This window comes from Rhodococcus sp. P14, assembly GCF_000256505.1.
Lineage (GTDB): Bacteria > Actinomycetota > Actinomycetes > Mycobacteriales > Mycobacteriaceae > Rhodococcus > Rhodococcus ruber.
Window position 1 is genome coordinate 1 of record NZ_AJFC01000416.1, and the last position, 709, is coordinate 709.

1 protein-coding gene is annotated in these 709 nt (G+C 66.3%); it reads right to left on the reverse strand.

Annotation, left to right across the window (positions count from 1 at the left end; genetic code table 11):
* Positions 1 to 709: IS1634 family transposase (locus OEY_RS0127765; protein WP_029540304.1), on the reverse strand; the 709-nt coding region annotated here is incomplete at both ends.

Genomic DNA, 709 nt, shown 5'->3' on the forward strand with positions numbered 1-709 from the left:
CCGCTTGGTCGAGTCCGCCCAGATCCCCCGCCACGCCGTCGTGTCGGCCGGCGCCCACACCGGCTCACTGCGACGGGTGAGGTCGTTGACCGTGCTCTTGGCGTGCCGTGGGGTGACGGTGTCGATGATTTGCCCGTCGGTGAACACGTCCCCGTTCCAGTGGAAATGACTGGCCAGATCCGCCGGGGCCTTCGTCACCCGCGAACCGACGATGAACTTCAGCCCGGCGGCATCGAGATCCTTGAGATTCGTCGCCGACAACATCCCGGCGTCGGCGGCGATGACCATCTCCACCCCCTCGATATTGTGGCGGGCCTGGAACTGGCGCACGATGGGCACGATGGTGCGGGTCTCGGCGTGGTTTCCTTCGAAACATCCGATCTCCAACGGGAATCCGGTGCGATCGACGAGCAGCCCGACGACGATCTGCGGGTCGACCCGCCGCTCCTTGGAGTAGCCGACCTTACGGAGCTCGTCTTCCTTCTCCGCTTCGAAATACAAGGTCGTGACGTCGTAGAGCAGCAGGTTCAGATCCCCCGCGGTGGCGGCATGGGCGAAGCAGCGTCGTGCGATGTCGTCGCGGTACCCGTGGGCGATGCATCGCTGCAGGGTCCGCACGAAGGTGTTGCGGTGGGCCGGGGCGATCCCGATCTCCCGCAGCACTCTGCCCGCATCCGCAACCGACGTCGGCTCGACGAGGCGGGCTGCC